Here is a 247-nt window from a genome sequence, read left to right on the forward strand (position 1 = left end):
CTTGCATTAGTATTGAGTTTAGCTTGGCTAGCCTCTCGTTTAGTGCGACAAGTAATGCGAGTTTATGGCTTAGAAATTATCCGTAAACTTGGTCGAGAAGTCGATGAATTGTTATTAGTATTTGAAACCTTAATTAACATTTTTATTGGCTTTATCGCCGCGATCGCGTTTGCCCAAAGTCAACAAATTAATCTCGTCGGACTCCTAGCCAGTGTGGGAATTGGTGGTTTAGCGATTGCTTTTGCTG

1 protein-coding gene is annotated in these 247 nt (G+C 40.5%); it reads left to right on the forward strand.

From position 1 onward, the window contains the following. On the forward strand, nucleotides 1-247 hold a 247-nt coding region (locus R0J92_RS25400), incomplete at both ends, for a hypothetical protein (protein ID WP_411053727.1).

The organism is Tritonibacter sp. SIMBA_163, from assembly GCF_046535935.1.
Classification (GTDB): Bacteria; Pseudomonadota; Alphaproteobacteria; order Rhodobacterales; family Rhodobacteraceae; genus Epibacterium; species Epibacterium scottomollicae.